This is a genomic window from Chryseobacterium sp. 2TAF14 (genome assembly GCF_052115105.1).
Classification (GTDB): domain Bacteria; phylum Bacteroidota; class Bacteroidia; order Flavobacteriales; family Weeksellaceae; genus Chryseobacterium.
On sequence record NZ_JBFRGA010000006.1, the window covers coordinates 1 to 25,794 of the forward strand.

Sequence of the window (25,794 nt, forward strand, 5' to 3'; positions counted from 1 at the left end):
TTTGCTAATAATCCGGCACTCTGTGCATATGCAGAAGCAAGAAAAATTCCTTTTGCAGAAGTTTTGAAAAATCATCAGAAAGCTAATTACCCGACTGTGAATGACATGATTATTGTTTCCATAGGAACCGGAATTGAATCTAAAAGCTATTCGTTTAAAAAAATGGAAAAAGCCGGAAAACTCGGTTGGGTAAACCCGATTATTGACATTTTGATGTCTGCCAATGCAGAAACGGTAGATTATCAGCTTTGCCAGATGTTCCAGACTTTGGGATCAAGAAACCAGAAAAACTATTATCGACTAAATCTTTCGTTGAAGAATGCTTCGCCAGCAATGGATAATGTAAGAAGATCTAATATTGAAAATCTTATACAGGCAGGATTAAGCTATATTGATGACAACAGAGAAACTTTAAACCAGATTGTACAGAAATTAATCAGAAACAAAATATAAGCTTTAAAGATTATAATTGATGAATATAAGCTTATTCTATTATAATTAAAAAAATCTAAAAAATTTAAAAACACGTCAGGTTTTGGCGTTTTGCGCTCTTACTTTTATAATAATTAAAAAACGTACAACAGTTTTATTTTTTTGAATTCCTTAAAACGCAGGCTTTCCTCAAATATGAAAAAAAAATTAAGTAAAAACACAACCATGGAAAAATCAAATTACAATTCCGACATTATTTTTAATGAGATCGCTACACCATTAGCTGGAGTGATATCGAAAACGCAGAAATCGACTACGAAAATTACCTCGATGATATTGAAAACTTCTTCAGAGAAGACTCTGAAAGTGATATTCCCAAGGAAGAATTTGAAAATTAAAGGCAATTTAATTTTTAAATAGATCACGCTTGCTGCTGTGACAGGAAAAATTTAAATCTCAACCTAAATATCATTTACTAAAAATATTGAATTCGGCATTCATAAAATGTTGAACAGCCAGAGATATGTTTAAAAATCAACAATTAAAAAACACAAAAATGAATCTCAGAATTAAAAATAAAGGTGGAAATCCTTTGCCGGAAACCACCTTAAAAAATAAGGCTAAAACCTGAAGTGTATCTAATAAAAAGAGACTTCAAAATTTTAATCTTAAAAACCTTAACAAAAATAATAAAAATGGAAGAAAATGAAGAATTTGATTCTGATTTTAATACAGAAGACATTCCTATATCTGAAGAGTTTTGGAATTACATGGAAAATTATTGGCACAATAACCGGGAGTTTCCGGAAAGTACAGAAGTTTCTCTGAGTAAAAAAGCTGATTTAATTAACGGGAAAGTACCTTCATCCCAACTCCCAAGTTACGTAGATGACGTCCTTGAGTTTAATACTTTTGAAAGTTTACCCGATTCCGGCGAAAAAGGAAAAATATATTTAATAACGAATAACAATACCCAATTCCGATGGAGTGGCTCGGAATATATTCAGCTTAATTCTGATGAAAATGTTGTGACCACCAATACCGATCAAAGAATAGATGGCAAAAAATCTTTTATAACAGCAGGTGGTAGTAAATATATCAATCATTCATTAAGGGTGTTTTCCGGTGATGGTTCTAATCCTGGATTGACTTTTTATAAAGATGGATTTGATTCAGCGGTCATGTATTTTGATGCAGTTGGGAATTTTAAATTTAGAAATGCCAATGATACTGTTTCAAGGTATGTTTTTGCCCAAGGGTATAAAAAAGACGGTTTTGACGACAATTCTTTTCTTACGGCAGGAGGAGGCAGTGTTTTAAGGTCTTCTTATCCAACAACAATCCAAGCAGATTCTAAATATATTCCTTACACTGGTGCTACAGCAAATATAAACTTTAATGCAAAACCAATTGCTAATGTAGGTACTATTGATGCTACAGCGTTTAGAAATGGCACTAGTTCAGCACTAGTTAAGTCTTTATCCATAGGGAATACGGCTGTTACAAGTTTTGGAATAAAATTGACAAATTCGGGAACATCAAACATGATGGGTTCTTTTACTGTTACGATATTTGGTTATACCGGACAAACTCTGTCGTTTAGAGTTTCAATGTATAAGTACATGTATAATTGGTACGTGCCTACAATTACATGGTTGCATGGTGACAGCGCTAAAATTTCTAAGATAGAATTTTATAAAGAGGATGATTCTAATTTACATTTGAAAGTTAATTTTACAATTAACTTTGGTTCATATCATAAATCTGTAATAACAGATGTCTTAGCAAATACAGGAGATGCATTACATAATCCTGAGACTTATACCTTGTCAATTAATCCTGATAACTCAGCACATACGTTAGTACAGACAACAACTTCGACTAATGGTTTTGTAAGAGATAGTATTTTACCCGTTAATGGAAACCATATTACGACCAATACAAATCAATCAGGTTTAACAGGTGATAAAGTAACTTCTGGTGCTTGGACATTTAATAATGATGTAAGATTAAATAGAAACGGTTTAACTAGTTCTAATCCTTTTACCTTTAGAACAAATAACTCCTTAAGATGGGCATTTCGTCTTGATAGTGAAACTGGTACAGATAATATTGGTGGTAATTTTACTTTAACTAATTATACTGATACTGGTACATATATATCTACTCCACTGACAATTATTAGGAGTACAGGAGCTGTAAGATTGTCAAATTTAGCCGGTATAGGTAATAGAACAGTACTTGCAGATGCATCAGGTAATTTATATACTCAATCTATTCCCACAACAGGTTATTATAATTCAAATAGTATAGTAGGTTTAAATGTTCTTTCAACAGCAGTAACAACATTAGATAGTTATTTACCTACTGGCGGTTTTATTAATGGATATGGAGTCCCAAATTGGGGTGGTAGTGATTCTCCCACAGGAGCAAGTTATGGGGGTTATATTAAATTTTCAAATCAAGGAGACAATAATAATCTTGATTTTTATTATAATAATGGACATAATTCAACAACAGCACATAGACTTTGGTTTAGAACAAAAAACGGTTCTAATGGCACGACAAATTGGTTAGAAGTTGCTACAAGAGAATGGGCTAACTCACAATTATCAAGCTATGTAAGTCAATCAGCTTTAAATACTCAATTAGGAAACTACGCAAAATTAAATGGCATACAGACATTCTCAGGCACCAATACTTTTAGTCAGAATATAGAAATACCTTTTGCTACGAATGCAAATCACGCGGTCAATTTAGGTTTAATGTCTGATTATGTTGATTCGAACACAAATGATATAATGGCTTATATTTCACAAAACTTTATAGGCACATCCCATATCGTTAATGGTGTAACATCAAGTAATATTAATAACTGGAATACCGTATTTGGTTGGGGAAATCATGCGACAGCAGATTATACAACACAATCTTGGATAAACTCTCAAGATTACGCAAATACAGCATTTGTAGAGGAAAGCATTAATAAAATGTGCTTAGAAATTACAGATCCGGACCACCCAATTAATGCTAAAAACCAATTTATTACAGTTATCATTACAGACAATTTCTCAGAAGAAAAAATAAATTGGGAAGGATTTTATCCTGAGCAACACATTTCTGTAATCAATACGGGATCAAAAATTCTTGATCTTAATTTCCAAGGGCAACCTTTCGATAAAATTGAAGAAAAACAAACCTCAGAATATTATGTCAATAGAGACAAGAAGCTCATTAAAAAAGGTACTTACAAAAGTGCTGAAATTTTAATTTAAAAAGTCGCTTTATTTTATTCTACGTCAAGTTTTGTCGCCTTCCGACACTACTATTGTATTCACAAAAATATATTCTACCTATCTATGATTAAGAATCTGAGTGGATATTTCGTAGCCTCAGACCACTTAAAAAAATAAGGCTGTCTCAGGAAGAATTCTACCAAAAAGATCTTCCAAATTTTAATCTTAAAAACCAAAAAAATTTTAAAATGTCAACAAATTTAAACACAAATAACTCTTCGCAAACACTATTCAGATTTGCGGCAATGAGAAACCCTGAATTATCTGATCCTAAAAACAAAGAAAGAAGATTTATCTTCAGAAGCAAACAGGCAAAAGCATCAAGTAAAATTGATCCTTTGGTTAATTCTACAACCAGCTTACAATCTTTATTTAAAAACCCTTCAGCAATTAATGGGTTTACGGTGCATACCGAAGATTCTTTAAAAAATCTTTATCCCGATTCTTATGATTTTGCAATCTGGGTAGCAAGAAATAAAGCAACTGCCACAAAAGAAGAATTTGACGAGCAGATCCAGCGTTGTAAAGCTATGGGTGGCCTTACCGTTGATCATGTTCTGTGGGACAATTTTACTTATCAGGTTGTTACTCAAAAAGATTTTTATGCAAAAGAAATGATTATGCAATATTTGCATTTAGCTCATATTCTTGAAAACTACGATCAATCTGAAGAGTCTTTCGAAGATATGAAAAAAGCAAAAGTTGTTTTGCCTAAAGAACTTTTTAAAGCAACTCAAGCAGATTTTAACACGACCGGTTCTTCAACTACACAGAAAGTGGCGTTCGATAATAAAGCCATGAAGTTTACAGAAGCCACTGTAATGCTTAAAGAAAATGAAGATCTTACAAACTCTTTATTAAAATTAGAAAAAGCGTACAAAAAAAACTATGATAAAGCATATAAAGCAGCTTATGCAGAACATGAAGGAAAAATAAAACCTCTTATTGATTCTGTCCGCAAAGATTCGGCTGAAGCAGATAGAAAAAGATCAATTCTGGAAAACAGGATCAATTATCTCACCCAGCTTAGCGTTGCCAATCCTGAAAAATTCTATGAAAACACTGAGCTGGATATGGAACTTCATCGCATCAAAGATGAAATCATGCAGATTACCACTCCTGACGTAGAAATGCCGGAATTTAATTTCGAATTTGAAACGCCTGAGATTGATGCTGTACAATTGGGCAGAACCCTAAAATTGCAGGATCAAAACACATTAAACAGATTATTTGGAACATCTGTAATTACAGATGCTTTAGCAGAGATTACTTCATTTGAGGAATTAAAGCAGAATATTACTCAAAGCAATCAGGTTTTACAGCAAACTGTGTTGGATAATACGGTTTTAAATCAGCAGGTTTCTGCAATCGTAGGCGGAGTTGTTATTCCTGTAAATAATACAAGTAATAATACTAACCTAGTTGTTCCTTTTTTCGCCAGAACATGGGCGCCATTATATATGGGATCTGGTTCTATGCTTATAACAACTGATATCAATCAGCCAAAGCATATTATAAGTGGAAACTATCAGCTTAAAGATGCAAATCAACAACTATTGACAAGCTCTTCTTCAGCAAATACCTACGGAGCTCCGAATGTAACTTCTTTATTTTCAGGATTAGAAAATATACCATATTCTATTTTAGAGAAATATGAAGTTTTTCATTTAGAAGGTGAAGTTACTCTTGATGATGGTTTTGTATATATTATGCAGGCAACACTTAACGTGACTAATAATATTACTTATAAATTTGAAGGACCAGGAACATTGACTCGTAAAGACAGAGGAACAGAAAATCCTCAAAACCCAACAAATCCTGGCAATCCTGAAACTCCAGCTCAACCCCCAATTGAGACATCATCTTTTATCCCTTCAGGATTTGGAATGAAAAACATCGGTGTCGCAGATTATTTAAAAGTAGAACAAAGCACCTATTGCTATGTAGAAGGTGATGTAGCCCACATTGAAAACATCATGGCTCGAGAATACAAAGAGCGTGCTACAAGAAGATTAAAAAGAAGTGAATCTCAAACCACAAAGTCTACAGAGTCTGAAAAAGAAAAGCTTACAGATACTACTTCTACCGAAAGACACGAAATGCAGAGTGAGATTTCTAAAATCATGCAGGAATCCAGAGATTTTGCTGCCTCTACAGGATTTAACGCAAATTATAATCTTACTAATGGAAGTCTTGGCTTTGATGTAGCAGCAAGTTATGCGACTCACAATTCTAAAGAAGAAAGTAACCGACAAGCTGTTACAAAAGCTAAAGACATTACAGCAAGGGCTTTAGACAGAATTGTAACCAAGGTAAAAGAAGAGCGTATTGACAAAGTTTTAGAAGAATATGAAGAAAACAACAAACATGGTTTCGATAATACCAAAGGAAGCAACCATGTTGTAGGAGTTTACAGATGGGTAGACAAAGTCGTAAAAAACCAAATCTACAATTACGGTAAACGTATGATGTTTGAGTTTATGATTCCTGAACCAGCTAAGCTTCATACTTTAGGAGTAAAAACAATTGATGAATCTGAGAAATTAGTAAAACCTGTTGACCCAAGAGAATCTTCCACTAACAAAATGGAAAATTTCATGTCATTAGATGGTATTGCTGGCGAAACAGTTTTAAAGTTTTGGTTGAGTAAATATAATATTGAAGTAGATTTTTTGGATGACCAAATTATTGAAAGTTATGCATTTTCTGAAAAAGGGCTTGGTCACACATCTGACGGCGATGGACACGGAAGATGGTCTGGAACTTATTCTAAAGAAATAAAGCTTAGAGAAGGCTACCAATTAAAACGAAATTCGTGAAAATATAACTATTGCATTCAGATCTTGGGATGTCGAAACAATTTCAGGTTCGCTTGTAGCTACTTGTGTATTAACCAAACAGGCCAAAAACGCTTGGCTACAATCCACCTTCAACAAAATCATCGAAGCTTATGAGGTAGAATTAGAAAAATACAACCAGGCTTTAGCAGAAGCAAAAGCTTTAGGAGTACAGATCAAAGGTTCAAACCCTGGTTTCTACAGAAAGATTGAAAATACAATTTTGAGAAGAAACTGTATTTCTTATATGATTAATCAGAATACAAATGTAGAATTAACATTTGGTAAAGATAGATATCACAACAATGGATACTCTTCTGGTACAGAAACTTTCTTAAACACTGATATTCAAGTTGATGCGAAATTAGATCAGTATGCCGCTTTTGTGAAGTTTATGGAACAGGCATTCGAATGGGATATTATGAGCTACTATTTCTATCCATACTATTGGGGTAATAGAGAAAAGTGGGCAGGTATGTACCAGTTTGATGATAACGATCCTACCTTCAGAGCATTTATGCAATCAGGTATGGCGAGAGTAATTGTTACGGTAAGACCAGGCTTTGAAGAAGCAGTAAGGCATTTCCTTGCAACCGGACAAATCTGGAACGGCGGTGAAGTTCCGGTAATCGACGATCCGTTATTCTTATCAATTGTAGACGAAATGCGTTCTGCATTAGGCAAAAAACAGGGAGAGCCGTGGAGAGAGAAAATCCCTACTTCACTGACAATTCTTCAAGCAGATTCTATCGGCTTAAGAGTAGAAAAAGCCTTGCCTTGCAACTGCGAACCCGGAGTAAAATTTGATGATAATTTAGGCGAAATGTGCTTAAGCAATTTTGCGTTGAATAACAACCAGATCGGTCAGTCATCAGATAAATGGATGGAGATTAGTTTTAATGAAATGGATGATATTTCATATACAACAGTTCAGGATTTTAAAGATGCAGGAGTTTATCCTAAAACATTTGAATGTCTTGGGAATACACTTGAAATAGATGACATCCCTGAATCTGAACCTTCTATAAAACTTTACAAACGCATCGCTGAAGAACTTTCACAAATTGAAGGTGTAGAAGCCTATCCTACCGGAGAAAACGGAATTACATTTAAAGTAAACGCAAGGCTGATTAAAAGCTTTGATTTTATAGAAGTAAGTACAAATTCTGATGACAAAAAGTTTATGTTTTCTACTGATGCAGACACTTATCTAAAAATATCTTCTCCTGAAGCAGTATTCGGACGAACAAGAATTTTAGATAAAAACGGGCAAACTCTTTCTGATGAAGAATATGAAAATCAGGCTCCTTTTTCTAAGTTTTCAGTTTAAACTTTAAAGTTTTCAAAACTATAATCCGGCTAAAAACCACAGATATAAGGCAGCACAAACTCTGTGCTGCCTTATATTCTCATAGCTTGAAAAAATAATTTAATAACTAAAAACAAAGAAAAATGAGTGATTTTAAAAATATAGTTGAGTTTTTTAGACTCAATAGAAGGTCGGATGAAGCTGAAGCAAAACAGATTCCCGAAAATAATATTCTTTTAAGAGATATTCAAAACAATACTGATTACAATGTTGATATAAAAATTTTTGAAACAGATCATACAAAATATAAACGTATTTTTCAGGTTTTAGAAGATTATGACGCTAAATTTATATACGTACACGAAACATTGTCTGAGGTAGAATATTTTGTGAAAACTTCTCTAGGAAAATATCGTAATATTATTAATAACAATTTAGAGATATTTTCTTCTGACGAATTAATCGAAATCCCTATTGATAATCCTTCATCATACATTTATAATTCTGAACTCAAAAGGGTATTTGTTGCTTTTGAATCAATTAATGGTGTGATTATATTTCCTGACACGATCAACTATGATCCAAAATCAAAATATTTGAATGAGATAACTAACTCAACATATACTTATGATTATAAAGATCCATTAACTACTTATGGCAAGATTATGGAATTCATTCTTGCTCATTTCAAAAATTTTATTCGAAATGCTGTAAAAAAAGTAATTGTTGCAAAATCTGAAATTCCCGCTATTATAAACCTGATTCCTTTTCTTCAATTTGAATATGGTTTTGGAAACTATATATTAAAATATAAATACTACGATATCAACCATAAACAAAAATTTTTTGTCCCTGATGGAGAATCTGCTATCACTTTAAAATTTTTGAGTCCGGGCGGAATGTTGTCATTTCTTAACGAAACATTATTTAGCCAAGGCTTTTCAATAGAGCAAGACGCATATAAAAGTCCTGTCAGAAATTTCTTCCGTAATCAGTTTATTGAACAGATTATTTATAAAACTGAAGAAGATTTTCTGAGCAGAGGTAAAGAAGTATACTACAGTGTTATGGAAACTCTCTTTTTTCTTCCGGAAGAAATTACTGCAAAATTCAGCGATCGTTTTTTCTGGCTTCTTTTAGAATTAATGGTTAATAGAGATAACTTTCAAAACACAAAAGATCTAGCTGAAGAAAATATTTTTGTGAAAATCATCAGAATTATTCTTCAAAAAGAAAACCAGGAAGCAAAACTTATGAGCTGGTTTTTGGAGACCATTAAAGAGGGTGACAAGACCATTACCAAGTTTGAATTTATATATGATAGAATTAATGGCGATAATTTTATTGAATTTGTAAAATTGGTTAATAAAGCATGGAAAAAATCCAGATTTATATATCCCGATATAGAAACGAATACTGAATTCACAACAACGGATGGGCTTTTGTTTCTACCCTATTCATCTCAAAAAGCTTTTGGATTTTATTTCAGTAATATCAGTATGTCTTTTGAAACTGACAACCAAAAAGGCAGATTGTTGAAAACATTATATGGAACTGGAAAATACACAGAAGAATTAAAACCTGATCTAAAAACTGATAAATTAGTTAAGACAAAAGTAGAGATTATAGAACAATATTGGTATCATCCCTTTTACCCTGTTTATTTAGAAGATATTGAAAAGCAAGAAACAGAACTGAAGCTCGATTCAGTTGTTCCTGCATTTATGTTAAAAGCAAATCGCGATAAACAGTTTTGGAGTAACGTAATAACCACAGCAGAATATGCAGCAGATATTCTAATTACAGTTTCAGGAGTTGGAAACATTGCAAAGTTTAGATATTTAGCAAAGTTTGCTGCAAAAGCAAGTAGTCTTCGGTTTGTAACCAAAGCTGGAAGAGCTGTAGCAACAGCTAGAAAAACAGTGGCTGCAACGGCAGGAGTTGTAGAAATTACAAGTGGGGTTGTAAATACTTTACTAAAACTTACAGGAGCGAAAGATGCCAATTGGGGAAAATCATTATCTGAATATTTATTTTGGTTGGAATTATTATCTTTATCAGGTGAACTTACTGTAGCAATCAACAATGGATTGAGAAAGAGTGCTAAAGAGATTGTAGGAACTTCTGAATCTAAGAATCAATTTGAAAAACAATTAGATAATCTAATAGAAGAAGGGCAAGTTACTAGAAAAGAAGTTGATGATCTATTAGAACATTTGGATGAATTAGCAGAAGTTGAGAGGAAATTGGGAGATTTCGTTATTCATGGTCAAGATGATATTTCTGAAGCTTTCATTAAAAATATTGTAAAACAAGTTAGGGAAAGTACAGGTTTAAAGAACTTTGATATTAATTTGGTAGATAGAAACAACGAAAAATATCAAAAACTATTTGAACAGTGGCAAAAAGGTGGAGGATATGGCTTTTTTAAACCTACATCTGGAGAATTTGGATTAAAACTTTATAAAGGTCTATCAGGGGAAGGTCCTCAAATTTATATGTTTGCTGGTAGAGTAATAGATGGTTTAGGAAGAATTAGAAATGTTTCATTCACTAAATACACCGCGCAACACGAATTATTCCATGTAGAAATGTTTATGTATTTAAAAAATAAAACACCAAACTATATGAAATACTGGAAAGAAATTCCTACTTATATGCACGAACAATATGTTTTGAATAGATTATTAAAAACCAAAAATTGGAAAAAAGAAGATCTTGTATCTGATTTAGAAAATATTAATAAAATTAGAAAAACAGAAGCTGGATTACCAAAAATAGAATTAGATGATTTGAAAAACTGGAAATTTGAGATAGAATTAGAAAAAATAGGCATTAAAATACAATAATTATGGTCACAAAAGAGCAAATAGAAAATACAGTTATGGAAATTTTGGAAATATATCCTAAATTAAAAGAAGTAATTGACAATGATTTTCCTTGGAAGATTATGAAAACAGATTCTGCTATTATGGTAGAAGGAACAGATAAATATCTTCCAGGGTGGAATTGTTTTATTACTTCCGTCAATGAAACACTAAATTTTAAAAGGGGGTTTATATCGTTTTCTTTTGATGAAGAAGGGACTCCAAAAGAGATATCCGTTTATGATATGGGGAGACCTTGGTCTTACAAACTTTCAAGAGATTCAAATGGAAATATAGTTGCTTTAGATTAATTTTTTAACCTATTATTTATGTATAGTTTGAAATAGAATTAGGAAAAAATAGGCATTAAAGCAAAGTAATTATGATAACAAAAGAACAGATAGAAAATACAGTAAAAGAGATTTTGAATATCTATCCAAAATTAAAAGAAATAATAGATAATGGTTATCCTTGGAAAATTATGAAAACAAAATCTGCCATAATGATAGATGGTACAGATAAGTATCTTCCAGGTTGGTTTTGTTCAATAACTTCAGTTAATGAAACACTTAACGGAAGCAGAGGTTTTATTTCATTTACTTTCGATGAAGAAGGAGAGCCCAAAAAAATATCAGTCCATGATATGGGTAGAGGAATGTCTTATAAACTTTCAAGAGGTTCAAATGGAAATATAGTTGCTTTAGATTAATTTTTTAACCTATTATTTATGTATAGTTTGAAATAGAATTAGAAAAAATAGGCATTAAAGCAAAGTAATTATGATAACTAAAGAACAAATAAAAGCAACAATGGAAGTTATGTTAGAAACTTTCCCCAAGTTAAAAGAAGAAATTTTAGAAAATAAACCTTTTGACATTAGAAAAGAAAAAGATGGTTGGATTTGTTTCATTGATACGAATATCAATCAATTTGATCAACATGGATCTATTACAACAAAATTTGATTTAGATGGAAGTCCTTATGAAATGTCTGTTTCTGATTTTGGAAGATTACAAAGGGGCTAAAATTTCAAAAGATGCTATTGGTAAATTTAAAGCGGAAAACATATAATAAACCTTAGACCACCTTCGGGTGGTTTTTTAATGTTGTTTTATCGGGCGAACTTACTGGGTGACAGAGGAATTTTACTTTGTCAAAGAGGCTTTGGAAAGCAATCTCATGTTATTAATATATTGATATGGGAGATGAGTTTATTATAGAAACCCAAAATATCTTTAAAACCTGTGGAAGCTGCCGAAGAGAGTTTGTGATGTTAGAAGATTATCTAAAAATGCAAGGAAAAAAAGTTAAATTTGTAGTGTTTTCTGATGATACAATAGAAGGAACAAGAGCATTAAAAGACAAATTAAAAATCAAATAGTTATGAATATAGAATATATGACAAAAGTAAAAGAAAATCCAAAAATTAATAATTTTGTTAATAGAGGATTTTCAGAGGAAAAAATCCAAAAAATAGAATCAAAATATAACAAAGGCAAGAAATTTCAAAAGGCATTTAGAGAATTTCTCTTTTTAGCAGGAGATTTTAATAATTTTGGATTTGATGATATTGATGGTATTATAGAACTTCAAGAATTAGCCAAAGAAGAATTAGAAATGGCTGGTCAGAAAGTAGAGAAACCGTTTTTTGCTTTTAGTGTTTATAATAGCCAATACAGTGTAATCTTTTTAAATGAAACAAAAGAAGATCCTAGAGTATATTTAGTAAGTCCTTTTTTAGCAGAAGGAGGTAAAATACCTTTGGTTGAGCCCAATGGATGGGAATTTACTGCTCTAGTAAATGAACATATCCATAGAGTAAAGAATAACATTCCATTTTAATAATAACCGCCTTCACAAGAGGCGGTTTTTGTTATAGAATTATTGCTAAGAAAGTTAAATTTGTAATGTTTTCTAACGAAGCAATTAAAGGCACTGCTCGATTAAAAGAAAATTTAAAAATCAAATAGTTATGACAATACAATATTTAACAAAAGTAATTGAAAATCCAGTTTTAGAAGTGCTTAAAAATAGAACTCTTTCAATTGAGAAAATAGAAAAGTTAGAAAAAAATATAATAAGGGTAAAGAATTTCCAAAAGCCTTTAGAGAATATTTATTTTTAGCAGGGGATTTAATAATTTTGCCTTTGATGATTTAGGCGAAGGCTTAGATACACTTCAAGAATTAGCTAGAGAAGAATTGGACATTACAGGAGTAAATATTGATAGACCTTTTTTGCATTTGATCAATTAACTGGTTGCGAATATTTTGTATTTATTTAGATGAAAACACAGAAGATCCTAAAACATATTTATGCTCTCCTTATTATAAATCTACTAAGGATGAAGAATTTATCAAACATAATGGCTTTACCTTTACAGAATTAGTAAATGAAAGTATACACAGAGTAAAAAACAACATTCCGTTTTAATAAATACCTCCACTGCCTCACGAACCCTTTCGTGTGGTTTTCTTTTTAAAATCACATTTAATTACAACACAAAAAAGATTCATACTATAACCGTGGATTAATAACCATCCTTTATTTTTCCTTTTCATACAATAGTTTTAATTTAAAACATAAAAGTTCTAACTTTTTCAAACGTGCTTTTATCTTTTTAAAAAAAATCTATAATTATTTAAAAAATATTTTTCATTATTACTAAAATTATTTGGTAATCTTAAATCAAATTTTTAAATAATAGAAACATACTTTTCAATAATCGCAAACAACATTTATCTTTTTAATAATTATTTGCAAATATTATTAAAAACTTAGTATCTTTAAACAAAAACACAATGCTTACTCTTAATCTTACTCCAATTTTCAAAGCCAGAAGCATCGAAAAGCCTTATACATTTTTAGTAAAAGCCGGCTTGTCACCACAGACTGCTCACGGTATTCTACATAGCAAAACAAGGGTTTTCCGTTTAGATCATATAGAATTGCTTTGCAAAATCCTCATTTGTGAACCCTGCGATTTACTTCTATACACACCAGATACCGATACAATTTTGCCAGAAACTCACCCTCTGAATAATTTGAAACAAGAAGACGCTCCCCAAAAAAGTATAAAAGAATCATTGGCAAACATCCCTTACAAGAATCTCAAAGAAATTACAAAGCAGATTACAGAGAATAATGATAGCAAAACTTATCCACAAAAATAAAACACGACACCTTTTGTCGCATTAACCGCATATATTTGTTTTAGAAAACGATCCGAGATGAAAAAAGACTTTTACCTTACAAGATATGCCTTAATCATTAAGAAATTAGAGAGCGCCCCTTCCACCTATTCACAGATGGAAGATTACCTTCTAAACTCTTTCGAATTTCAGGATGCGGGAATTAAGAGCTACTCAATTCGTACTTTACAAAGGGATATTCGTGAGATTTCAGATCTTTTTAATCTTTCTATTCATAATAAAAAGAAAGGCGACAACCGGTATTATATTGAAAGTCGCCCGATGATGGAAGTTGATGAATACAACCAAAAGTTGCTGGAATCTTTTCAGGTAAGTAATGCATTAAACAATCATCCCGATTTTGCCGATTTCATCTTTTTTGAAAGCCGAAAACCTACCGGGGTTGAGCATTTTTATGATCTTTTTTTTGCCATCAGAAACAAAAGAATTGTTTTGTTTGAACACTACAATTACAAAAATAAATTGATGACCTCTCGGAAAGTTCATCCTTTGGCTTTAAAAGAATCTAAAGACCGATGGTATCTGATTGCCATTGATACCAAAGACAAAGCATTGAAATCTTTCGGTTTAGACAGGATCAATTATCTGGATGTTTCACCACAAAAGTTCAAAGAAAAATATAAATACAACTTCCGCGAACATTTTAAAAATGCTTTTGGTGTAATGAATCTTACTGAGCAAAATCCTCAGAAAATTGTATTAAAATGCACCCGTCATCAAGGAGAATACATCAGAAGTTTTCCTCTGCATCAGTCTCAAAAAGAAACCAAAGAAACGCCGGAAGACATTTATTTTGAGTTTTTCCTCCACCCTACTTACGATTTTATGCAGGAAATTTTATCGTACGGAAAAGAGGTTAAAGTTTTAGAACCTATAAATTTAGTTGAAGACATCAAAAAACATTTGCAGGAATCATTAAACAGTTATCTGAAAGAGTAAAATTCTGCAACTTTTTGATTACATTTACATAAACAATCATGTATTGAAAGCTTTATACCTTCTTTTTATACTCATCTCAACATTTTGTTTTTCTCAGCAGACAGAAGAATTCAGGATGGTGAAAAATTATTATAACCAGCACAGAACAATGCTGAATACCGAGTTTAAAAAAAAGTTTGATGCCGAAAACAATCCTTTACACAAAGCTGCTGTAAAAAATGACTTTCTTTTTTTTATGAAAAAAATGGACAGTATTGAAAATGTAGCGCTCATTGCCGCTTTGCTTAAAGTAAAAAATCTTGAAGACTTAAAAAAAATTCATTCTAAAACAATTCTGCCGCCACAACAAGACTTTCCGGTTTCAATTGAAAAAACAGCAGATTATCCCGGTGGAATAAACGCTTTACGGAAGGAAGTTGCCCAGCTTTTTTACGGAGACGGAGTCTTTTCTGAAACAGGAAATTTAAAAACCAACGTCGCTTTCATTGTTGAAAAAGATGGAACGATCAGCAATGTAAAAGCCGAAGGCGACAATTTTACGTTCAATCGGCAGGCAGAAATTGCATTATATTCTGTTTCTGAAAAATTTTCTCCGGCATTCAACAACGGAAATCCCGTGAGATACCGTTTCAGATTGCCTTTGGTTCTCAATTTTGAATAACAAACAAATTTATCACCACATGTTGTTTTATTATTTATCTTTGCCAAAAAAAACTACATGAATAAAATTTTACTGGGAATATCTTTCATTCTCGRAACTCTTACGGCGCAAGCTCAGGAAAACAAAGAAACACAGAGAAAAAATGACATCCTTGCTGATCCTATTTTATTGATTGCTGTTCCTTTAGCCAACGTTTCTTACGAAAGATTACTTTCACAGAATAAAGGGATCGGTATCAATGCAATGATCACTTTAGACAGCTCAGATGATAAATTCATGCAGTTTTCACCTTATTTTAGGTATTATTTGGGAAAAAAATATGCTTCAGGATTCTTTTTTGAAGGTTTTATACCCGTAACAACAGAAGAAAATTACCATTACGACTACAATTATGATGATATTAGCGGATATTATTACACATCTTCTGTAAGAAAAAACAATTTCACAACAATCGGAATTGGATTCGGGGTTGGAGGAAAATGGGTCATTAAAGACAGATTAGTTATTGAAGCAAGCGGTGGTATTGCCAGAAGATTTGGCGACAGAGATAAAAATTATTTCGAAGAAGTTACCGGAAAAATTATGGGTGGTATTGGTTACAGATTTTAATTTTTACTAAAAATATTATATTGAAAAGCTTAGTTTTGCACTAAGCTTTTGTTTTATGTTTACAGACGAATATTTTATGAAAATGGCTTTCCAGGAAGCCCAGATTGCATTAGAAAAAGATGAGGTTCCTATCGGATGCGTTGTCGTTGCCAATAATCGTGTGATTGCAAGAGCTCATAATCTTACCGAAACTTTAAACGACGTTACGGCACATGCCGAAATGCAGGCAATTACTTCCGCTTCCAATTATCTGGGTGGAAAATATTTAATCAACTGTACTTTGTATGTAACTTTAGAACCTTGTGTAATGTGTTCCGGGGCGCTTTCCTGGTCGCAAATTTCAAAAGTAGTAATTGGCGCAAGAGACGAGCAGCGTGGTTTTATCAATAAAAATTTAAGTCTTCATCCTAAAACAGAAATCGTTTCCGGGATTATGGAAAACGAATGTTCTTCGATTGTGAAAGAATTTTTTAAATCTAAGAGATAGATTTTTTATGTTTAAAAGTAGGATTTTGAAAATAGGCTTAGTTTCTGTTATTTTTATTTTTTCGATATTAATGCTCAAAACAATCAGTCAATATTCTACTCTTGAAACCAATGTTGGCTTTTTAAGATTCAAAAGAAATGTAATTGAAAATCGGTACTGGCTTTTATTTTTTTACATTCATATATTTTCAATTATACTTTGTTTATTAGCAGGATTGACACAGTTTTCGGAGAGGTTATTAAATGAAAACCGAAAGCTTCACCGACTTATTGGCAAAATATATTTTTACAATATTCTTATCATTAATTTCCCCGGTTGCTTTATTTTAGCTTTATTTTCGAATGGAGGAATTATTGGAATTATAGGATTTCTAACACAAAATTTTTTGTGGGGATATTTTACTCTATTTGCAGTAGTTTATGTTAGAAAGGGAGACTTAAAGAATCACAAAAATTTTATGATTTTCAGTTATGGGATTACCACAACAGCCATCACATTTAGAATTATCAAAAATATATTTTATCATGATGCAATATTTTCTTACCAACTTTTCTATGCACTGAATGTATGGATTTCCTTAATTCTTAACATGAGTATTGCATATATTATTGTGAAAAAAAAATCACAGTATTTATCGCTCAAAAGTAACTGTACTGATAAAAATAAAGAAAGCAATTGCGACACATAAAATAAAGCTTAAAACGAAAACTAATCCATTAAGTACTAAATGGTACTGACTCTTTTTAGTGAATCTGTCAAAAAACTTCATAGAGAGATAAGCAATTCCTCCCAAAACAACGATTACAAAAACAAAAAATATAAGCTCCATATAGTTTAGTATTAGTCTCTCATAAATATATAAAACTTTTTGCTTTCAAAATTTTAAATGCAAACTCTATAAATCTTTTCCAAGAAAGTAGAGTCCTTTCAGCGTGTGAAGACGATCTGTAATATGAATTTTTTCAGTTAAAGGTTTGTAAACATGGGAAACTCCGCCGGTTGCGATGACAAAACAATCGTCATTCACCTCATTATTTATTCTGTCGACAAAACCTTCCACCATTCCGAGGAAACCATAAACCATTCCGCTTTGCATACAGGTAATTGTATCCAATCCTAAAACAGATTTTGGCTTTACCAATTCAATTTCCGGAAGTTGGGCAGTCTGACTGATGAGTGAATTTAAAGAAGTGATAATTCCGGGAGCGATGATTACACCTAAAGTTTCACCATTTTCTGCAACACAGCTTGCAGTAAGCGCTGTACCGAAATCTAAAACGATTTTTTTTCTTCCGGGATACATATTGTGTGCTGCAACGAGATTCGCATAAATATCTGTTCCCATCTGTTTAGATTTTGCTACAACTTCGGAAGGCGTGGTTCTGTCAACCATTACAGGAGCAATCCCGTGAATTTTCCTGATGGCAGAGGTTATTTCTCTCGTTAATTGTGGTACTACAGATCCTATAATTACTTTTTTAATGTCTTTCGGATCGATCTTATAAGTCTGATATAAGATCAGCATCTGACCATGCAGTTCGTCTGCGGTACGGTAAGGTTTAGTATTGATAATCCAGGAAATATCACAATTGTCGTTATCAAAAAGACCAAACCTGATATTGCTGTTTCCAACATTGATTACGATAGAATTCATTCACATATTTTTCAGTCGGAAATTCATCAAAATCTATTGACGAAAGATGAATGCCGATGTTAATTTTTCAGAGGTAAAAATAATACTTTTCTTTAAAAATATCATTTCAATATTATTTAAATCAACAATGTTTAAAATAAATAGGATTCCATCCTATCCTTTAATAAATCGTCCCTTCGGGACTTCGAGAGATTTTAATATTACTTTTTAAATTCCTTCATTTTCTCAACCAACAATTTATAGAACTCATCAAATTTTATCTGCAAAGAATTAGCAGAAATACAAATTGGAGTTCCATAATATTTATAGTTCATTTTTTTAGCTCTATATTTTAGAAAATTATCCGTTTTTTTCAAGTATGCTTTAGGATTTTTGACTACTATTAACAAAAACTTCTGTTTATTAACTGTTACAGTATTAATTGCTATAATATCACTCCAGGAAATCATACCTGCAGATAATCCACTAGAATTATCATAAATCCCTTTTTCATTAATAACTATTCCTGGTTTTCTATCAAACAGTTTTATAAATATTGTTACTCCTATAAAACCACAAAAAATAATACATACAAGACCTACAATAAAACGAGGGACAGGTCTCATAATCCAAGAATGTCTTGAAGAATAATTAATAGATTCAGGTTCAACAAATATTATTAAATACAAACCAAGGGCAACAAACAAGAAAGCGCCAATAAACAATAATATCATCTTCAGTTTACTTAATGGAATTTCAATCTGTCCGCTTTTATTCATGCTATAATTGGTTTATTTTTGGCAAAAATAACGAAAGAATCTAAACAAAAAAGCTTCCGATCTCTCAGAAGCTTGTATTATTTCAAAAGAAAAAGAATTAGTAATTATCTTCTTCGCCTTTCATTTTTTCAGCGTTTTCTGCCATGATTACAGAGTCTATCATTTCAGAGATGTCACCATTCATATACGCATCAAGGTTGTACATTGACTTGTTGATTCTGTGATCGGTAACTCTTCCTTGCGGATAATTGTATGTTTTAATCTTTGCAGAACGGTCACCTGTAGAAACCATCGATTTACGTTGTGCAGCAATGTCGCCCTGAACTTTCTGCAATTCAATGTCGTACAACTTGGTTCTCAACATTTCCATTGCCAGTTCACGGTTTGCCAACTGCGAACGAGCCTGCTGACAAACAACTACCATTCCTGAAGGTTTGTGCGTCAACTGTACTTTGGTTTCAACCTTGTTTACGTTCTGACCTCCTGCTCCACCTGAACGGGATGTCTGCATTTCAATATCTGCAGGATTCAGTTCAAAATCTACTTCTTCAGCTTCCGGAAGAACCGCTACTGTAATTGCTGAAGTATGAACTCTTCCCTGAGATTCGGTTTCAGGAACACGCTGTACACGGTGAACTCCGGATTCGAACTTCATGATTCCGTAAACACCCTCTCCTTCTACTTTCATGATCAATTCTTTGTAGCCTTTTGCAGCTTCATTAGAATCGGTTACTTCATGTCTCCAGCCTTTTGTTTTAAAATACATAGAATACATTCTGTAAACATCTTCCACGAAAATGGCAGCTTCATCTCCTCCGGTTCCGGCGCGAAGTTCCACAATGACGTTTTTGTCGTCTGCAGGATCTTTAGGAATCAAAAGCACTTTAAGCTCTTCTTCAAGAGCGGGGATCTTTTCTAAAGCCTCGTTTTTTTCGATTTTTGCAAGCTCAACAAAATCTTTATCTGAACCGTCTGCAATGATTTCATCAGATTCTTCGATGGTATCTAAAGCCCCTTTATATAGATCGTAAACTCTTACAATTTTTCCCAAATCACTATATTCTTTGTTTAAAGAAGAATATCTTTTCTGGTCTGAAATGACATCAGGTTGAATAATAAGATCGGCAACCTCATTATATCTCTGCTTTATCGCTTCTAATTTTGGAATTAATGATTTAGACATATTAAAAATTTAGTTGGCAAAGATACGGAATTGGCAACGAAGAACAAAAGCCCATTTTCATGAGCTTTGATTTTTAAATTTTAATGATCTAAATCGACAGTATTTTTCTGTCTGATTCTAATTTTTCCCTCTGTTGTCTTTAATTTCCTGAATTTTATTTTCAAAATATTCTTTTCTTTCAGGATGCTTGTTGACCAATATCTGGAACGCATTGATAGCTTTGGTGTACAATTTCTGCTCAATGTAAAGATTAGCCAGAGTTTCGGTCATCAGGTGAGAAATATCGTCCGTTTTTTCTTTAACAACAAAATTTACCTCGTCTTTTAACTGGCTTATTTTTGGGTTATTTTCTATAAAAGATTCAATCGCTTTATTTTTAATCTCTGTTTTTACCTTTTCAATTTCCTCGGTTCTGTCAATTTTCAGCCAGTTTTGCCACGTGTTGATAAAACCGGGAACATTGCTGTCTAAAGGACTTTGTCTTTCCTCCGTTAAAGGTAATTCCTCAGTTTTTTCTTTTGGTTCCTCTTCTTCTTTTTTTATTGGTAAACTTGAAATGTTTGTTCCAAAGAATGAAAAATTCATTACGGGAGCCTCTATTTTTTCAGTAGAATTGGTGATTTCTTGTTCTGAACTTTCAACTTCATTTACTCTTTCCTCCGGAATATTTTCTGCTGCAGTTTCCTGATTTTCATTTTCTGGAGTAATTTCTTCAGAAGTTTCGTTTACTTCTTCAGGCTTTTCTTCCTGTACAGATTTTAGTTCTATTTTTTTGCTGAACGAATCCGGTGTAAAAGATTCAAAATTCATCGGTCTCCAACCTGAATTTTCTTGTTTTATTTCTTCTAAAACAGGATCATTATTTTTTTCTGTAGAAGAATTTTCCTGTAGTTCCTGAGAAACATCAGCTTTAATTTCATTTGAAACAACAAAATCCTGGGTTTCAGCAAAACTTATTTCTCCGCCGGTTTCTTCCTCAGCTTCTGTAGTTTTTTCTTCAGCCTCTTTTTTGTGGGCTTTCATCTTTTTCTCCACCTCTTCAATCAGACGTCGCATTTCGTCTTCATGCTTATTGATATTGGATTTCGGAGTTTTTTCCGGATTGATCTGATCAGAAACAGGGGCTTCAATTTTAACTTCCGGCAAGAAAGAATCTGTGCCGTGAAAGCTCAATTCAGATTCATTGTTGATTTTCTCGGCAACATTTTTAGAATCAATTTCGTCTTCATTGATGATCGTTTCCGTATTTAAAACTTCTGTCGAATTTTCAGCTTCCGTATTTTCTGTTGAATTTTTATTTTCAATAAATTCTTCTGACTGAATTTGTGGTTCAAAAGATTCTAATTCAAGGAAGCTAACTTCAGAACTATCGACAATTTTTTCTGTAGTTTTTTCAGAATCAATTGTTTCTTCATTGATAATTACTTCTGATTTTGCAGCATTCTCGCCTTCAAAATCTTCTGACTGATTTTTATTTTCAACGAATTCTTCTTTCTGAATTTCTACATCAGGTTTCAAAGATTCTATTTCAAGGAAACTAACTTCAGATTCATCGACAACTTTTTCTGTCGTTTTTTCAGAATCAATTGTTTCTTCATTGATAATTAGTTCAGATTTTGCAACATTCTCGCCTTCAAAATTTTCTGCCTGATTTTTATTTTCAACAGGTTCTTCTTTCTGAATTTCTGCATCAGCTTCCAAAGATTCTATTTCAAGGAAGCTAACTTCAGATCCATCGACAACTTTTTCTATCGTTTTTTCAGAATCAATTGTTTCTTCATTGATAATTACTTCAGATTTTGCGGTTTCAAAATCTGTTGTTTGGTTTTCAGAATCAGTTATTTCATTATTAATATTTTCATTAGAAGACTCTAAAGAAGACGTATCGTTTGGATTTTTTTCCGGTTCAGCGGGACGTTTAATCGGAAAAGAAGATTTTTGGGTTACAATTACGCCAGATTCTAAAGTAGATTCCAGATCAATCGTTTCTGTATTTTTTTCATCCAGAAAGTTTTCTTCACCTTCAAATAAGATCCGGTTACGTTCGCCGTTTACAACAACATGCTTGATTTCAGCTTTCGGACTTGCAAGATTTTCAGAAACTGTTTTATAATCATGCTTCGGAAATGTTCTTTTCTCATTTACCCACCAATAAGGTTCTTTGCCGGTCTGAGTTTTATCGGTCTCGGTTTTATCTGCAGCAACTTCCGGTTGTTTTTCTGCAACTTCTGTTTTTCTCTGCTGAATCTTCCCGTTAATCAGCTGATACAGAATTTTTTTATCGGTGGTATAAGCCGCAGTTGTCGACAGCTCTTTCTGGTAATTTTCTTTATCAAAAAGATGAATGCCATACAAATGCAACGCTCTGATGTTTTGAATGTAAGGAAAAGCACTAATCTCTTCTTTCAAAAGATTCAGATCTTCTGACTGTATGTTTTTCGGATTTTTTAATAATTCTAAAACTCTGGGATTCATCATATTACCAGTTCGCTACAATGTCGTTAAATATTTTATTGATAATTCTGTCTGTTGCAATTTTTACCTGAGAAGTTTCTATCTGATCCTGAGAAAGACTGCTGTTGAAAACTGCTTCATCAGAAAAATTTCTCTCAAAATTCAGTTCAGGATGCAGTTTGTTTTCGTAGCGCACTTTCACTGTGATCGTCAATTTGTTCTGAGATTCCTGAATCGTTCCTCCTGCGCTGGTTTGCTGTGTTGTAGAGCTGATCGTAGTGGGAGAAATTGAATAATCTATAATTTCGCCTTCAATCAGAATATCAGGATTTTGTTTTGTTCCTTTCAGAGTGGTACGCTGCAAAAACCTGTTTTGTATATCTGTAGAAAACTGCTGCGATAAAGTAGGGTTTACCAGAGCGGCATTATTAGGAAACTCATTGATCTGCACTGTTTTTTCATCCGTAAGAGACGAGCCTGAAAAAGAGTAGCAAGAGTTTAAAAATCCTACAGATATGATTAAAAGGAAAAGATTTTTCAACTGATTCATTTTTTAAATAATTTTAAAATTTTTCGGTGATCCCGATTTCGGTAATTTCGTCGTATTCAATTTGCTGAATAGCGTCTTCGTAAGCAAAATAATTTGCGGTATACATAAATGGCATCGTAAGGAAAAGCCCAATACCACAAGCTAAAATCCCAATTTGTGATAAAATACTTATCACTAATGAGAATAAGAAAATGTTTAAAAGATTTCCTTTTGTCATCACTTTAGAAATATTCCAAGCAGTTTTAATATCTGTAATTCCTTTAAAGCTAATTAACGGCAAAATATAAAATCCCTTTAATAAGAAATAATAAATGGCAAATAGCATGATGAACATATACGGGAACATCAAAATCGGAAAAATTGGGCTTATCTCTCCATTTGCATCTGCAGTTGCTCCGGCGATACCTCCGAAAAAGATAAACGGAATATACAAAACGATTACTCCTCCAATAATAATTAATTGTAAAGTAAAATAAGACATAAAGTCTTTAAAATCAAAAATTTCGCCTGCACTTGCCGATTGATTCTTATTCAACTTTTTAATGTATTTATAAAAATTTCCCATTGCTAAAAGCCCGCAAAACGGGATAATAGACATTAAGAAAGTTACCAAAAAGCCTACAAAAACGCCTCCGAAGTCTTTCTTTAAAAGTTCAAAGCCTTTGTTGATGTACTCGCCAAATTTAAAATTGATCGGTTTGGGTGATAGATTTACGTTCATGATTTAAGTGTTGTTTATTCTTCTAAGTTATATTGTTTTATTTTCCTGTATAAAGTTCTTTGTGATATTCCCAATTCATCTGCGGCTCTGTTTCTTCTTCCGTTGTGTTTTTCTAAAGCCTTCACAATCAGGTCTTTCTCATTATTCTGAAGAGACAGAGATTCGGGTCTGTTTTCTTCCACCTCAATATCTTCAATGTCTTCATAAGTATCATCAGAATTAGAGATAATGGTCGGATTTTGAATATTCTGATTCCCGTTGTTGTTATTTTCAAAATATAACAACGAATTGGAGCTTGCATTCTGCTGAGGTTCAGGCGTATAAATTCTGCTTATTAAATTCTTTTCCTGATTGCTGAGATCTGCCGTTCCCCGATTCTTAATGAGTTCCGAAGTTAAGGATTTTAAATCATTTATATCGTTTCGCATATCGAAGAGAATTTTGTACATAATTTCTCTTTCGTTGCCAAAATCGCTTTGCTTCTGACTGTTTGGCTGGTTCACAACCATCGGCAAATGAGCATCCATCGGAATATATTCTGTAAGCTTTGCCACAGAAATATTTCGCTCTCGTTCTACAACAGTCATTTGCTCAACTAAATTTCTTAGCTGGCGCACATTTCCCGGAAAAGTATAATTTTCGATATAATGAACAGCGCTTGGATCGAGTTCCAGTTCAGGCATTCTGTATTTTTCGGCAAAATCGATGGCAAATTTTCTGAAAAGCAAATGAATATCACCTTTTCTTTCCCTCAAAGCAGGCATATCAATCTGCACTGTATTTAAACGATAAAACAAATCTTCACGGAATCTTCCGTCCTGAATTGCTTTCATCATGTTGACATTTGTTGCAGCAACAATTCTTACGTTGGTTTTTTGTACCTGTGAAGAACCTACTTTCATAAATTCTCCGCTTTCCAAAACTCTCAGAAGACGCACCTGTGTCTGCAAAGGTAGTTCACCAACCTCATCCAGAAAAATAGTTCCGCCATCAGCAACCTCGAAATACCCTTTCCTTGTTGTTGTTGCTCCTGTAAAAGCTCCTTTTTCGTGCCCGAAAAGTTCGGAATCGATGGTTCCTTCCGGAATCGCACCACAGTTTACAACAATGTAAGGCTGATGTTTTCTTTTAGATTCTGAATGAATAATTTTCGGGATAAATTCTTTCCCAACACCACTTTCCCCGACTACCAAAACGGAAATATCGGTAGGCGCTACCTGAATAGATTTTTCTAAAGCACGGTTTAAAGCAGGAAAATTCCCGATAATACCGAAGCGGTTTTTTATATTTTGAAGCTCGTTACTCATAAGTAAAATTTAGATTGTTGATAAAATTTTTGTCTACTTTATCTTTGCAGACTTTTAATTGGTTGAAATAATTTGATTTAAATTAAACAACCCAACCTAAATAATCTTTGTTTCTGATCTTCGAAACTTTAGTTTTAAAATATGAAATCTCTGTAAAGAGATCTTCTTTACCTTTTTTTAAGTAATTAATTAAAATCTGACCGTGCTTATCTTTTTCAGAACAAGCAATACCAGTTTTATCGTAAGAATGGCTTAGATTTTTTTTAGAAAAAATTTTCCCTAAAACATCTGCTGCATTTTGTCTGTCATTTATTGCAAATTTACGCTTGGATCTTTCATTTAAAAAAATGTTTTCCAGCGCATTATTTTCTTTAGAATTTAAAAACTGATTGTAAATTTCATACAGCTGTTTACAATCTTCACTTCGAAGATCACCGCTGCTTATTTGTGCCGAAATATTACTGCAGATAATTACCAACAATACACTTAGGCAATATTTATGAAATTTTTCCATTGTC

General features: G+C 32.7%; 25 protein-coding genes and 1 pseudogene. 17 read left to right on the top strand and 9 right to left on the bottom strand.

The features are described from left to right. Positions 1 to 453 (top strand): annotated as a pseudogene (locus AB4Y90_RS01385) (patatin-like phospholipase family protein); the annotation flags it as partial. A gap of 218 nt (positions 454 to 671) precedes the next feature. Here AB4Y90_RS01385 and AB4Y90_RS01390 read toward each other — a convergent pair. Then, positions 672 to 836, bottom strand: a complete 165-nt coding sequence (locus tag AB4Y90_RS01390; RefSeq protein ID WP_441555418.1) for a hypothetical protein — start codon at positions 834 to 836, stop codon at positions 672 to 674. A gap of 291 nt (positions 837 to 1,127) precedes the next feature. On the opposite strand from AB4Y90_RS01390, the gene AB4Y90_RS01395 reads away from it, so the two are divergent. The 16 genes from AB4Y90_RS01395 (at position 1,128) to AB4Y90_RS01470 (ending at position 17,337) form a co-directional block, all read left to right on the top strand. Then, entirely contained in the window at positions 1,128 to 3,707 is a 2,580-nt protein-coding gene (locus AB4Y90_RS01395) for a hypothetical protein (protein WP_441555419.1), read from the top strand. A 209-nt stretch (positions 3,708 to 3,916) separates the two neighbouring features. After that, complete coding sequence (locus tag AB4Y90_RS01400; RefSeq protein WP_441555421.1) at positions 3,917 to 6,547, top strand: hypothetical protein; 2,631 nt, start codon at positions 3,917 to 3,919, stop codon at positions 6,545 to 6,547. A 241-nt stretch (positions 6,548 to 6,788) separates the two neighbouring features. Further along, positions 6,789 to 7,895 (top strand): hypothetical protein, encoded by a 1,107-nt coding sequence (locus AB4Y90_RS01405; RefSeq protein WP_441555423.1) that lies wholly within the window; start codon positions 6,789 to 6,791, stop codon positions 7,893 to 7,895. Between the two features lie 122 nt (positions 7,896 to 8,017). Next, a complete protein-coding gene (locus AB4Y90_RS01410; RefSeq protein WP_441555425.1) occupies positions 8,018 to 10,723 on the top strand; it encodes a hypothetical protein in 2,706 nt (901 codons plus the stop codon). A gap of 2 nt (positions 10,724 to 10,725) precedes the next feature. Next, positions 10,726 to 11,052 carry a hypothetical protein gene (locus tag AB4Y90_RS01415; RefSeq protein WP_441555427.1) on the top strand — a complete coding sequence of 109 codons (327 nt, stop codon included), beginning with the start codon at positions 10,726 to 10,728 and terminating at the stop codon, positions 11,050 to 11,052. A 71-nt stretch (positions 11,053 to 11,123) separates the two neighbouring features. Continuing rightward, positions 11,124 to 11,450: a hypothetical protein gene (locus tag AB4Y90_RS01420; RefSeq protein WP_441555429.1), complete on the top strand. Its 327-nt coding sequence runs from the start codon at positions 11,124 to 11,126 to the stop codon at positions 11,448 to 11,450. A gap of 70 nt (positions 11,451 to 11,520) precedes the next feature. Further along, positions 11,521 to 11,766: a hypothetical protein gene (locus AB4Y90_RS01425; RefSeq protein WP_441555431.1), complete on the top strand. Its 246-nt coding sequence runs from the start codon at positions 11,521 to 11,523 to the stop codon at positions 11,764 to 11,766. Between the two features lie 173 nt (positions 11,767 to 11,939). After that, positions 11,940 to 12,122 (top strand): hypothetical protein, encoded by a 183-nt coding sequence (locus tag AB4Y90_RS01430; protein ID WP_441555433.1) that lies wholly within the window; start codon positions 11,940 to 11,942, stop codon positions 12,120 to 12,122. 2 nt (positions 12,123 to 12,124) lie between these two features. After that, positions 12,125 to 12,583, top strand: a complete 459-nt coding sequence (locus AB4Y90_RS01435) for a hypothetical protein (RefSeq protein ID WP_441555434.1) — start codon at positions 12,125 to 12,127, stop codon at positions 12,581 to 12,583. A gap of 130 nt (positions 12,584 to 12,713) precedes the next feature. Then, the gene (locus tag AB4Y90_RS01440) at positions 12,714 to 12,866 is read left to right on the top strand and encodes a hypothetical protein (protein WP_441555436.1); all 153 of its coding nucleotides are present in this window, start codon (positions 12,714 to 12,716) and stop codon (positions 12,864 to 12,866) included. A gap of 676 nt (positions 12,867 to 13,542) precedes the next feature. Further along, positions 13,543 to 13,914 carry a helix-turn-helix domain-containing protein gene (locus AB4Y90_RS01445; RefSeq protein WP_441555438.1) on the top strand — a complete coding sequence of 124 codons (372 nt, stop codon included), beginning with the start codon at positions 13,543 to 13,545 and terminating at the stop codon, positions 13,912 to 13,914. 57 nt (positions 13,915 to 13,971) lie between these two features. Next, positions 13,972 to 14,892 (top strand): helix-turn-helix transcriptional regulator, encoded by a 921-nt coding sequence (locus AB4Y90_RS01450; RefSeq protein ID WP_441555440.1) that lies wholly within the window; start codon positions 13,972 to 13,974, stop codon positions 14,890 to 14,892. Between the two features lie 43 nt (positions 14,893 to 14,935). Beyond that, complete coding sequence (locus AB4Y90_RS01455) at positions 14,936 to 15,553, top strand: energy transducer TonB (protein WP_441555442.1); 618 nt, start codon at positions 14,936 to 14,938, stop codon at positions 15,551 to 15,553. A 57-nt stretch (positions 15,554 to 15,610) separates the two neighbouring features. Continuing rightward, positions 15,611 to 16,162: a DUF3575 domain-containing protein gene (locus AB4Y90_RS01460; protein WP_441555444.1), complete on the top strand. Its 552-nt coding sequence runs from the start codon at positions 15,611 to 15,613 to the stop codon at positions 16,160 to 16,162. A 55-nt stretch (positions 16,163 to 16,217) separates the two neighbouring features. Beyond that, positions 16,218 to 16,649 (top strand): nucleoside deaminase, encoded by a 432-nt coding sequence (locus tag AB4Y90_RS01465; protein ID WP_441555446.1) that lies wholly within the window; start codon positions 16,218 to 16,220, stop codon positions 16,647 to 16,649. Between the two features lie 70 nt (positions 16,650 to 16,719). Next, entirely contained in the window at positions 16,720 to 17,337 is a 618-nt protein-coding gene (locus tag AB4Y90_RS01470) for a DUF2306 domain-containing protein (RefSeq protein ID WP_441555591.1), read from the top strand. Positions 17,338 to 17,544: 207 nt separating this feature from the next. Here AB4Y90_RS01470 and AB4Y90_RS01475 read toward each other — a convergent pair whose 3' ends face one another. The 8 genes from AB4Y90_RS01475 to AB4Y90_RS01510 form a co-directional block, all read right to left on the bottom strand. Continuing rightward, entirely contained in the window at positions 17,545 to 18,303 is a 759-nt protein-coding gene (locus AB4Y90_RS01475) for a type III pantothenate kinase (protein ID WP_441555448.1), read from the bottom strand. 200 nt (positions 18,304 to 18,503) lie between these two features. Then, positions 18,504 to 19,061 carry an STM3941 family protein gene (locus tag AB4Y90_RS01480; RefSeq protein WP_441555450.1) on the bottom strand — a complete coding sequence of 186 codons (558 nt, stop codon included), beginning with the start codon at positions 19,059 to 19,061 and terminating at the stop codon, positions 18,504 to 18,506. Between the two features lie 97 nt (positions 19,062 to 19,158). After that, positions 19,159 to 20,244 (bottom strand): peptide chain release factor 1, encoded by a 1,086-nt coding sequence (gene prfA / locus AB4Y90_RS01485; protein WP_441555452.1) that lies wholly within the window; start codon positions 20,242 to 20,244, stop codon positions 19,159 to 19,161. 117 nt (positions 20,245 to 20,361) lie between these two features. Beyond that, on the bottom strand, positions 20,362 to 22,722 hold the full coding sequence (locus AB4Y90_RS01490; RefSeq protein WP_441555453.1) for a hypothetical protein: 2,361 nt from the start codon (positions 22,720 to 22,722) through the stop codon (positions 20,362 to 20,364). A 1-nt stretch (position 22,723) separates the two neighbouring features. After that, entirely contained in the window at positions 22,724 to 23,248 is a 525-nt protein-coding gene (locus tag AB4Y90_RS01495; protein ID WP_441555455.1) for an LptE family protein, read from the bottom strand. Between the two features lie 13 nt (positions 23,249 to 23,261). Next, positions 23,262 to 23,969 carry a hypothetical protein gene (locus tag AB4Y90_RS01500; protein WP_441555457.1) on the bottom strand — a complete coding sequence of 236 codons (708 nt, stop codon included), beginning with the start codon at positions 23,967 to 23,969 and terminating at the stop codon, positions 23,262 to 23,264. A gap of 14 nt (positions 23,970 to 23,983) precedes the next feature. Continuing rightward, on the bottom strand, positions 23,984 to 25,276 hold the full coding sequence (locus AB4Y90_RS01505) for a sigma-54 interaction domain-containing protein (protein ID WP_441555459.1): 1,293 nt from the start codon (positions 25,274 to 25,276) through the stop codon (positions 23,984 to 23,986). Between the two features lie 82 nt (positions 25,277 to 25,358). Continuing rightward, complete coding sequence (locus AB4Y90_RS01510) at positions 25,359 to 25,790, bottom strand: hypothetical protein (RefSeq protein ID WP_441555461.1); 432 nt, start codon at positions 25,788 to 25,790, stop codon at positions 25,359 to 25,361. Positions 25,791 to 25,794: the final 4 nt, after the last annotated feature.

What these genes read in the sequence shown, in the direction of transcription:
- AB4Y90_RS01395 (WP_441555419.1), top strand. Translation starts at nt 1,128, where the DNA reads ATGGAAGAAAATGAAGAATTTGATTCTGATTTTAATACAGAAGACATT.
- AB4Y90_RS01400 (WP_441555421.1), top strand. Translation starts at nt 3,917, where the DNA reads ATGTCAACAAATTTAAACACAAATAACTCTTCGCAAACACTATTCAGA.
- AB4Y90_RS01410 (WP_441555425.1), top strand. Translation starts at nt 8,018, where the DNA reads ATGAGTGATTTTAAAAATATAGTTGAGTTTTTTAGACTCAATAGAAGG.
- AB4Y90_RS01415 (WP_441555427.1), top strand. Translation starts at nt 10,726, where the DNA reads ATGGTCACAAAAGAGCAAATAGAAAATACAGTTATGGAAATTTTGGAA.
- AB4Y90_RS01420 (WP_441555429.1), top strand. Translation starts at nt 11,124, where the DNA reads ATGATAACAAAAGAACAGATAGAAAATACAGTAAAAGAGATTTTGAAT.
- AB4Y90_RS01425 (WP_441555431.1), top strand. Translation starts at nt 11,521, where the DNA reads ATGATAACTAAAGAACAAATAAAAGCAACAATGGAAGTTATGTTAGAA.
- AB4Y90_RS01430 (WP_441555433.1), top strand. Translation starts at nt 11,940, where the DNA reads ATGGGAGATGAGTTTATTATAGAAACCCAAAATATCTTTAAAACCTGT.
- AB4Y90_RS01435 (WP_441555434.1), top strand. Translation starts at nt 12,125, where the DNA reads ATGAATATAGAATATATGACAAAAGTAAAAGAAAATCCAAAAATTAAT.
- AB4Y90_RS01440 (WP_441555436.1), top strand. Translation starts at nt 12,714, where the DNA reads ATGACAATACAATATTTAACAAAAGTAATTGAAAATCCAGTTTTAGAA.
- AB4Y90_RS01445 (WP_441555438.1), top strand. Translation starts at nt 13,543, where the DNA reads ATGCTTACTCTTAATCTTACTCCAATTTTCAAAGCCAGAAGCATCGAA.
- AB4Y90_RS01450 (WP_441555440.1), top strand. Translation starts at nt 13,972, where the DNA reads ATGAAAAAAGACTTTTACCTTACAAGATATGCCTTAATCATTAAGAAA.
- AB4Y90_RS01465 (WP_441555446.1), top strand. Translation starts at nt 16,218, where the DNA reads ATGTTTACAGACGAATATTTTATGAAAATGGCTTTCCAGGAAGCCCAG.
- AB4Y90_RS01470 (WP_441555591.1), top strand. Translation starts at nt 16,720, where the DNA reads ATGCTCAAAACAATCAGTCAATATTCTACTCTTGAAACCAATGTTGGC.
- AB4Y90_RS01475 (WP_441555448.1), bottom strand. Translation starts at nt 18,303, where the DNA reads ATGAATTCTATCGTAATCAATGTTGGAAACAGCAATATCAGGTTTGGT.
- AB4Y90_RS01480 (WP_441555450.1), bottom strand. Translation starts at nt 19,061, where the DNA reads ATGAATAAAAGCGGACAGATTGAAATTCCATTAAGTAAACTGAAGATG.
- prfA (WP_441555452.1), bottom strand. Translation starts at nt 20,244, where the DNA reads ATGTCTAAATCATTAATTCCAAAATTAGAAGCGATAAAGCAGAGATAT.
- AB4Y90_RS01490 (WP_441555453.1), bottom strand. Translation starts at nt 22,722, where the DNA reads ATGATGAATCCCAGAGTTTTAGAATTATTAAAAAATCCGAAAAACATA.
- AB4Y90_RS01495 (WP_441555455.1), bottom strand. Translation starts at nt 23,248, where the DNA reads ATGAATCAGTTGAAAAATCTTTTCCTTTTAATCATATCTGTAGGATTT.
- AB4Y90_RS01500 (WP_441555457.1), bottom strand. Translation starts at nt 23,969, where the DNA reads ATGAACGTAAATCTATCACCCAAACCGATCAATTTTAAATTTGGCGAG.
- AB4Y90_RS01505 (WP_441555459.1), bottom strand. Translation starts at nt 25,276, where the DNA reads ATGAGTAACGAGCTTCAAAATATAAAAAACCGCTTCGGTATTATCGGG.
- AB4Y90_RS01510 (WP_441555461.1), bottom strand. Translation starts at nt 25,790, where the DNA reads ATGGAAAAATTTCATAAATATTGCCTAAGTGTATTGTTGGTAATTATC.